Raw genomic sequence first — 8,658 nt, forward strand, 5'->3', positions numbered from 1 at the left:
GGGCGGGAGGGCGGAAGCTGTCAGGTGTGACCTTCGGTGTGCCCACCGCCCTCCCACCGCGCGCGCCTCATGTCGAGGCGCGGCACATGGCCCTCCGCGGCCCGGCTCGCCTCCTTCAGGGGCGTGCCCTCCGCGCGGTAGTGGCCGAGGGCTCTCAGTTCATGGCCCGGCAGCAGCACTCCGTCGGCGCGGACGACGCGCCACCACGGCACCGCTCCCCCGTACAGGGCCATCACGCGCCCCACCTGCCGGGGACCGCCCTCCTCCAGCCACTCGGCCACGTCCCCGTACGTCATGACACGTCCCGGCGGGATCAGCTCGGTCACCTCGAGGACCCGCTCGGCGTACTCGGGCAGGGCGTCCGGATGCTCGGGACCGCCGTCGGACGGAAGGCTCTCCTGACTCATCCGACCCATCCTGCCCCACTCCACCGACAACGTGGCGCGCTCGCGCGCGTGCGCACGGCTCGCCCCGCGACGGCGCTTCGGGCAGACTGTGCCGCCCCGCGTTCGGACCCTGATGCCCCCTTGTGCCGGTACGGCATGCCACCATCGTGCGGGCGGTGACTGGTGATACAAGACCGAGAAGAGACGATGAAGCAGCAGGGCGCGCACCCCGAGGACACGGAGGGCACCCCTGACGCCTCGTCGCGCCCGGACACCGCGGACCCCGAGACGGCGCACATCGACGAGGTCGAGGGCGACGAGCCCCTGCTCCCCGCGCGGGTGCACCGCCCGTCCGACCTCATGCGGCTCCTGGCGGGCGTGCTCGCCGTCGTGGTGCTGCTGGCGATCGCCGCGTTCGCCCACGGCACCACCTCGGGCCTGGAACAGGACATCAACAAGGGCACCGGACAGGCGCCCGACCTGCTCATCAAGATCGCGGGCCTGGCCTCCAGCATCGCGATCCTCCTGGTACCGGTGGCCTTCGCCATCGAGCGGCTGATCAAACGGGACGGACTGCGGATCGCCGACGGCGTGCTCGCCGCCGTCCTCGCGCACGGTGTGACGCTCGCCACCGACCTGTGGGTCGCGCGTGCCGCTCCGGATTCGATCCAGGAGGCGCTCACCCAGCCCTCCCCCGGCGACATCCACGCCCTGACCGACCCGGTGCACGGCTACCTCGCCCCGGTGATCGCGTACATGACGGCCGTCGGGATGTCCCGCAGACCCCGGTGGCGCGCGGTGCTGTGGGTCGTGCTGCTCCTCGACGCCTTCTCGATGCTCGTCACCGGGTACACGACGCCGTTCTCGATCATCCTGACGGTCCTGATCGGCTGGACCGTCGCCTACGGCACCCTCTACGCGGTCGGTTCGCCCAACGTACGCCCCACCGGCCGCACCCTGATGGCAGGCCTGCGGACCGTCGGCTTCCGCCCCGTGACCGCGTCCCGGGTGGAGTCCGGCGACGCCTCCGAGGCCGGGGACCGGGGGCGCCGGTACTTCGTCACCCTGGAGGACGGTCCGCCGCTGGACGTCACGGTGGTCGACCGCGAACAGCAGGCGCAGGGGTTCTTCTACCGCGCGTGGCGCAATCTGGCCCTGCGCGGCTTCGCCACCCGCAGCAGCCTGCAGTCGCTGCGCCAGGCGCTGGAGCAGGAGGCGCTGCTGGCCTACGCGGCCATCGCGGCCGGCGCCAACGCGCCCAAGCTGATCGCGACCTCCGAACTCGGCCCCGACGCGGTGATGCTCGTCTACGAGCACAGCGGTGGGCGCACCCTCGACTCGCTGCCGGACGAGGAGATCACCGACGAACTGCTGCGCGACACCTGGCGCCAGGTACAGGCCCTGCAGTCCCGCCGCATCGCGCACCGCCGGCTGGTGGGCGACGCCATCCTCGTGGACCGTTCCGGCACGGTGATCCTGACGGACCTGCGCGGCGGTGAGATCGCGGCCGGCGATCTGCTGCTGCGCATGGACACCTCCCAGCTGCTGGTGACGCTGGGGCTCAAGGTGGGCGCCGAACGCGCGGTGGCCTCCGCGCTGAGCGTCCTCGGCCCCGACACCGTGGCGGACTGTCTGCCGATGCTCCAGCCCATCGCGCTGAGCCGCTCCACGCGCGGAACCCTGCGCAAGCTGGCCCGGGAGCGTGCGGAACGCGAACGTGAGGCGGTCCTGGAGGCCTACCGGCAGTCCGGGCCGGCCCGCGCGGAGCACGGCGCCCACGTCGTCCTCGACAAGCCCGACAAAAAGGCCGTACGCGCGGAGCAGCGGGCAGAGAAACGGGCCATCGACGAGGCCCTGGAGGAGGCGCGCGAGGAGGACCTGCTCACCCAGATCCGGCACGAGGTGCTGCGGATCAGGCCGCAGGCCCCGGTGGAACCGGCCCGCCTGGAACGGGTCCGGCCGCGGACCCTGATCAGTTTCATCGCCGGCGCGATCGGCGCGTACTTCCTGCTGACGCAGCTCACCCACATCGAGTTCGGCCCGCTGATCTCCAACGCGGAGTGGGGCTGGGTGGCGGCGGCGGTGCTGTTCTCGGCGGCCAGTTACGTCGCGGCGGCCATGGCCCTGCTCGGGTTCGTGCCCGAGCGGGTGCCGTTCGTGCGGACCGTGGCGGCACAGGTCGCCGGGTCGTTCGTGAAGATCGTCGCCCCGGCCGCGGTGGGCGGGGTCGCCCTGAACACGCGGTTCCTCCAGCGCGCGGGGGTGCGGCCCGGCCTCGCGGTGGCGAGCGTCGGCGCGTCGCAGCTCTTCGGGCTCGGCTGCCACATCCTGATGCTGCTGGCGTTCGGCTACCTGACCGGTACCGAGAAGACGCCCTCCCTCTCGCCGTCCCGCACGGTCATCGGGGGGCTGCTGACGGTGGCGGTGCTGGTGCTGGTGGTGACCTCGGTGCCGTTCCTGCGGAAATTCGTCGTCACGCGCGTGCGGTCGCTCTTCGCGGGTGTCGTGCCGCGCATGCTCGACGTGCTGCAACGGCCGCAGAAGCTGGTCACCGGCATCGGCGGCATGCTGCTGCTGACGGCCTGCTTCGTGATGTGCCTGGACGCCTCGATCCGGGCGTTCGGCGACGAGACGACGTCCGTCAGCATCGCCAGCGTCGCCGTCGTCTTCCTCGCGGGCAACGCACTGGGGTCGGCGGCCCCGACGCCGGGCGGTGTGGGCGCGGTCGAGGCGACCCTGACGGTGGGTCTCATCGCCGTCGGGCTGCCCAAGGAAGTCGCCGCGCCGGCGGTGCTGCTCTTCCGGCTGCTGACGCTCTGGCTGCCGGTGCTGCCGGGCTGGCTGGCCTTCAACCACCTCACCCGCAAGGCCGCCCTGTGAGCGAAGGCCCCTTACCTCGTACGGCCCGTGTCCCGCGCGTCCCGCTCCGGGCGGCCGCAGGATGGGACCATGCCCCGCCCCCTCCGTCCGAGCGCCGCCGTCCTGGCCGTCTGCGCCGTACTGCTGACGGGCTGCGGTGAGGGCGGAGGCGAGGACCTGACGGAGCAGCGGCTCGACTGGGAGGACTGCCCGGCTCCGTCCGAGGCGCAGGGCGGAGGCCCCTCCCCGTCGCCCCTTCCCGGCGGCCGGGGCGAGTGGAGCTGCGCCACCATGAAGGCGCCGCTGGACTGGGACGACCCCGGGGGCGAGACCATCGGCCTCGCCCTGACCCGGGTCAGGGCGAGCGGCCCGGCGGGCGAACGCATCGGCTCCCTGATCTTCAACTTCGGCGGTCCGGGCGGCTCGGGCGTCACCGCACTGCCCGGGTTCGGCGAGAGCTACGCGACCCTGCGCACCCGCTACGACCTGGTGAGCTTCGACCCCCGCGGGGTCGGCCGCAGCGCACCCGTCGTCTGCCTGGACGACCGGCGGCTCGACGCGCACCTCCAGCAGGACGCCACCCCCGACGACAACGCCGAGCGCACGGAGCTCATCGACGGCACCAAGGAGTTCAACGCGGCCTGCGAGAGGAACTCCGGACGGATGCTGCCCCATGTGCGCACCACGGACGCCGCCCGTGACCTGGACCTGATGCGCCAGGTCCTCGGCGACGACACACTGCACTACTTCGGCATCTCCTACGGCACCGAACTCGGCGGCGTCTACGCCCACCTGTTCCCAAAGAAGGTGGGACGCGCGGTGTTCGACGCCGTCGTCGACCCCACGCAGACCATGGAACAGGGCTCGCTCGCACAGGCGCGGGGGTTCCAGCTCGCACTCGACGACTACGCCGAGGACTGCGTCGCGGGGACCGAGGAGTGTCCCGTCGGCGACAGCGCGCAGGACGTGAAGAACCGTATCGCCGAGCTGCTGGAGGACCTCGACCGCACACCCGTCCCCGGCATCCCCCCGCGCGCACTCACCCAGACCACGGCGACCGGCGGAATCGTGCAGGCGCTGTACTCGAAGGACCTCTGGAAGTTCCTCACCGACGGTCTCGAGCAGGCGTACGCCGGTGACGGAACGATTCTGATGGCGCTGTCCGACGCGAACGACGGACGCAGCGAGAACGGCGGGTACAGCAACCTCATCCCGGCCAACGTGGCCGTCAACTGCTCCGACGACAAGTCCCGTCACACCCCCGAGGACGTGGAGCGCGGGCTGCCCGCGTTCCGGGCCGCGTCCCCGCTGTTCGGGGAGTACCTGGCGTGGGGAATGGTCGGCTGCACCGACTGGGCGGTGCCCGGGGCCGCCGAGCATCCGGACGTCCACGCCCCCGGCGCCGCTCCGATCCTGGTGATCGGCAACACCGGCGACCCGGCCACCCCGTACGAGGGAGCGCGCGGCATGGCGCGGGCGCTCGGCGAGGGCGTAGGTGTGGAGCTGACGTACAGGGGGCAGGGGCACGGGGCCTACAACAGCGGGAACACGTGCGTGCAGGACGTGGTGCACGCCTACCTCCTGAACGGAAAGGTACCGGCGGCCGGGGCCGTCTGCTCGTGAGCGGGCCCGCGGTTCAGCCTGAAACAGCAGCTCAGAGCGTTATCCACAGGCTGCCCCGGCGGGCGGCTGATCTGCCTACCATGGCTCGACCGCCATCCGCGGCACATGCGGACGGCCGGCGAAGGGGGATGGCACATGACCCGTTTCACACGGTGGACGGCCCTGACGGTCGCCGCCGCGCTGCTGACGGCCGGCTGCAGCGGCTCGTCGGACGACGGCGGCAAGAGCGGCGGGACGGCGCTCGACTGGGGACGCTGCAAGGCCTCCGGCGGCGACCCCACACCTGGCGGGGAGTGGCAGTGCGCCACTCTCCGGGTCCCGCTGGACTGGTCCAAGCCGGACGGCTCCACGGTCGGGCTCGCCCTGATCCGGGCCAAGGCCACGGGCGACGACCGCCTCGGCTCACTGCTGTTCAACTTCGGCGGGCCGGGCGGCTCCGGCGTGTCGATGATGCCGTCCTACGCCGCCACGGCCTCCGAACTGCGCGAGCGGTACGACCTGGTGAGCTGGGATCCGCGCGGGGTCGCCGCCAGCGAGGGCATCCGCTGCCGCGACGACAAGAGCATCCAGGCCGCCGAGTCGTCGGTGGACGGCACCCCGGACACACCGGCCGAGGAGCGGACGTTCCTCCAGGACGCCGCCGACTTCGGCCGGGGCTGCCAGGAAGCCGCCGGGGAGCTGATGGCCCACGTCTCCACCACCGACACCGCTCGCGACATGGACCGCATCCGGCAGGCCCTCGGCGACGACCGGCTGAACTACTTCGGCATCTCCTACGGCACCGAGCTGGGCGGCGTCTACGCCCACCTGTTCCCGGAGAAGGTGGGGCGGATGACGCTCGACGCGGTGGTCGACCCGAGCGCCGGCACCGTGGGCCACGCCAAGAACCAGACCCGGGGCTTCCAGACGGCCCTCGACAACTACCTGAGGTCCACCGGGCGGGACCCCGAGCAGGGATCGCGGGAGATCGCGGAGCTGCTGGAGCGGATCGACTCCGACCCGCTGCCGACGTCGTCGTCCGGGCGCGAGCTGACGCAGACACTGGCACTGACCGGCATCGTCCTGCCGCTGTACAGCAAGACCAGCTGGCCGGTGCTGACCAGCGCGCTGGAGGCGGCCGAGGAGGGCGACGGCACGGAGCTGCTGGCGCTGGCCGACGGCTACAACGAGCGCCGGACCTCGGGGCGCTACGGCACGACGACCCACTCCCAGCGGGTCATATCGTGCCTGGACGACAAGCAGCGGCCGACCGTGGAGGAGACGAAGAAGCTGCTGCCCGAGTTCGAGGAGATCTCCCCCGTGTTCGGGTCCTTCCTCGGCTGGGACACGGCCGGCTGGTGCCACGACTGGCCGGTGCCCGGCCAGTTCGACACCCCGGAGGTGAGCGCGCCAGGCGCGGCACCGGTCCTGGTCGTGGGCAACACCGGCGACCCGGCCACACCGTACGAGGGCGCCCGGAAGATGGCGGACGAGCTGGGCGAGGACGTCGGTGTGGTGCTCACCTGGAAGGGCGAGGGCCATGGCGCGTACGGCAGCGGGAGCGACTGTGTCGACTCCACGGTGGACGCGTACCTGCTGAACGGCACGGTGCCCGAGGACGGCAAGACCTGCTCTTGACGACGGCAGGGGCTCCGCGCACTCGTGGTGCCCGGAGCCCCCGCGTCGGCTCGTGTTCGTGCCGGGATCGGTCAGTAGACCGGCTTCTCCGGCTCGATCTGATTGACCCAGCCGATCACGCCGCCGCCCACGTGGACGGCGTCGGCGAAGCCCGCGGACTTCAGGACGGCGAGGACTTCCGCACTGCGGACACCCGTCTTGCAGTTCAAGACGATCTTCTTGTCCTGCGGCAGGCTCTCCAGGGCGTTGCCCATGAGGAACTCGTTCTTGGGGATCAGGCGGGCACCCGGGATGGACACGATCTCGAACTCGTTCGGCTCGCGGACGTCGATGAGCTCGATGCTCTCGCCGTCGTCGATCCACTCCTTGAGCTGCTTGGGAGTGATCGTGGAGTCGGCGGCCGCCGCCTGGGCCTCCTCGGACACGACGCCGCAGAAGGCCTCGTAGTCGATGAGCTCGGTGACGGTCGGGTTGTCGCCGCAGATCGCGCAGTCGGGGTCCTTGCGGACCTTGACCTGGCGGTACTGCATCTCCAGGGCGTCGTAGATCATGAGCCGGCCGACCAGCGGCTCACCGATGCCGGCGAGCAGCTTGATCGCCTCGTTGGCCTGGATGGAGCCGATGGACGCGCACAGCACGCCCAGGACGCCGCCCTCGGCGCAGGAGGGGACCATGCCGGGGGGCGGGGGCTCCGGGTAGAGGCAGCGGTAGCAGGGGCCGTGCTCGGACCAGAAGACCGACGCCTGGCCGTCGAAACGGTAGATCGAGCCCCACACGTACGGCTTGTTCAGCAGCACGCAGGCGTCGTTCACCAGGTAGCGGGTCGCGAAGTTGTCCGTGCCGTCGACGATCAGGTCGTACTGGCTGAACAGGTCCATCACGTTGTCGGCCTCGAGCCGCTCCTCGTGCAGGACCACGTTCACATACGGGTTGATGCCCTTGATCGTGTCACGCGCGGACTCGGCCTTGGGGCGGCCGATGTCGGACTGACTGTGGATGATCTGGCGCTGCAGGTTCGACTCGTCGACCTCGTCGAACTCCACGATGCCGAGCGTGCCCACACCCGCCGCGGCCATGTACATCAGACCCGGCGAACCCAGGCCACCAGCGCCCACAAAGAGCACCTTGGCGTTCTTCAGCCGCTTCTGCCCGTCCATGCCCACGTCGGGGATGATCAGGTGGCGGGAGTACCTGCGGACCTCGTCTACGGTGAGCTCGGGGGCCGGCTCGACCAGGGGTGGCAGCGACACGGGGACTCCGTTGGTCGGTCAATCACTACGGTTGTTCTTCGCCTAACAGTGCCATGGCCTTTTTCATTCCGAGACACCCGTCCCGACACGCGAGACGATGTCGTCCCAGTAGCCGGGCAGGGGTTCCCAGGGGGCGGTGCGGGCGCGGTGCCCCGTGCACGAAGTGGCGGAAGCGTTCGGGCGGGTGGTCGGCGGTCCACTCCGCCATCTGCGACCAGCGGTAGTCGCTCCACGGGCCGGAGAAGGTGACCAGCTGGTCGGCGTGTTCGGCGTATCCCGGGTACGGGTGGATGCCGTGTCCGAGGACGATGTGGGCGTCATGGAGCGCCCGGAGCGTGGTGATCGTGCGCCGGACCTCGGGGAACGCCGCTCGGTCGGCGGGACGGCGGTCCAGCAGGAAGCCGTCGACCTGGTACCAGTCGGTGAAGCGGCGGGCGTCCGGGACCAGCTCGCCGAACGCACGGAGGCCGTACACCGTGTCGAGACGGTCGAGGACGCGGACACCGGCGTTGTGGAGGCGGCCGGCCGCCTCCGGACAGCGCGGGTCGGGTCGGGTGCCGGGGCCGTCGGCCACGTCGAGGACGACCCAGTGGAGAGGGTCGCCCGGACGGGTGAGTTCGCTCCACTCGGTCGGGGCGACCAGGGGGTGCGCGAGGCCGGAACGCCGAAGCCGGTGTGGACGCCGGTGCTCGCCGTACCGGCTTCGCTTCTGGTCAGATACGGCATGCCGCCTCCATCCAGATGTCGGCGAGGGACTCCTCGAGGTTGATCCGGGGGCGCCAGCCCAGGCGGTCGCGGGCGGTGCGGACGTCGGCCTGCTGCCAGTTGCCGCAGCCGTCGGGGTACGGGAAGGCGACGGGGGTGGTGGGGTGGTGGTCGGGGTCGGGGCGGGGGTGGCCGACCGGGGTGCGGATGGCGGGAGC

At 71.4% G+C, this 8,658-nt stretch carries 5 protein-coding genes and 2 pseudogenes; 3 read left to right on the top strand and 4 right to left on the bottom strand.

What is annotated here, in order from left to right:
• Nucleotides 1–20 precede the first annotated feature (20 nt).
• Nucleotides 21–407 (bottom strand): MGMT family protein, encoded by a 387-nt coding sequence (locus tag ADK41_RS33500; RefSeq protein ID WP_030835062.1) that lies wholly within the window; start codon nt 405–407, stop codon nt 21–23.
• Between the two features lie 186 nt (nt 408–593).
• Here ADK41_RS33500 and ADK41_RS33505 point away from each other — a divergent pair, with 186 nt between their 5' ends.
• The 3 genes from ADK41_RS33505 (at nt 594) to ADK41_RS33515 (ending at nt 6,485) form a co-directional block, all read left to right on the top strand.
• Complete coding sequence (locus ADK41_RS33505) at nt 594–3,266, top strand: lysylphosphatidylglycerol synthase transmembrane domain-containing protein (RefSeq protein WP_030835060.1); 2,673 nt, start codon at nt 594–596, stop codon at nt 3,264–3,266.
• A gap of 69 nt (nt 3,267–3,335) precedes the next feature.
• Nucleotides 3,336–4,868 (top strand): alpha/beta hydrolase, encoded by a 1,533-nt coding sequence (locus ADK41_RS33510; RefSeq protein ID WP_030835057.1) that lies wholly within the window; start codon nt 3,336–3,338, stop codon nt 4,866–4,868.
• Between the two features lie 135 nt (nt 4,869–5,003).
• Nucleotides 5,004–6,485, top strand: coding sequence for an alpha/beta hydrolase (locus ADK41_RS33515; protein WP_030835054.1), 1,482 nt, complete (start codon nt 5,004–5,006; stop codon nt 6,483–6,485).
• Nucleotides 6,486–6,556: 71 nt separating this feature from the next.
• Here the strand turns inward: ADK41_RS33515 and moeZ are convergent, their stop codons facing one another.
• From moeZ to ADK41_RS33530, 3 genes and pseudogenes are all read right to left on the bottom strand, one after another.
• Entirely contained in the window at nt 6,557–7,735 is a 1,179-nt protein-coding gene (moeZ, locus tag ADK41_RS33520; RefSeq protein ID WP_030835051.1) for an adenylyltransferase/sulfurtransferase MoeZ, read from the bottom strand.
• A gap of 63 nt (nt 7,736–7,798) precedes the next feature.
• A pseudogene (locus ADK41_RS33525) lies at nt 7,799–8,461 on the bottom strand (spherulation-specific family 4 protein).
• Nucleotides 8,449–8,658 (bottom strand): annotated as a pseudogene (locus tag ADK41_RS33530) (reductase); the annotation flags it as partial. The pseudogenes ADK41_RS33525 and ADK41_RS33530, both read right to left, overlap by 13 nt.

The organism is Streptomyces caelestis (assembly GCF_001279005.1).
GTDB lineage: Bacteria > Actinomycetota > Actinomycetes > Streptomycetales > Streptomycetaceae > Streptomyces > Streptomyces heliomycini.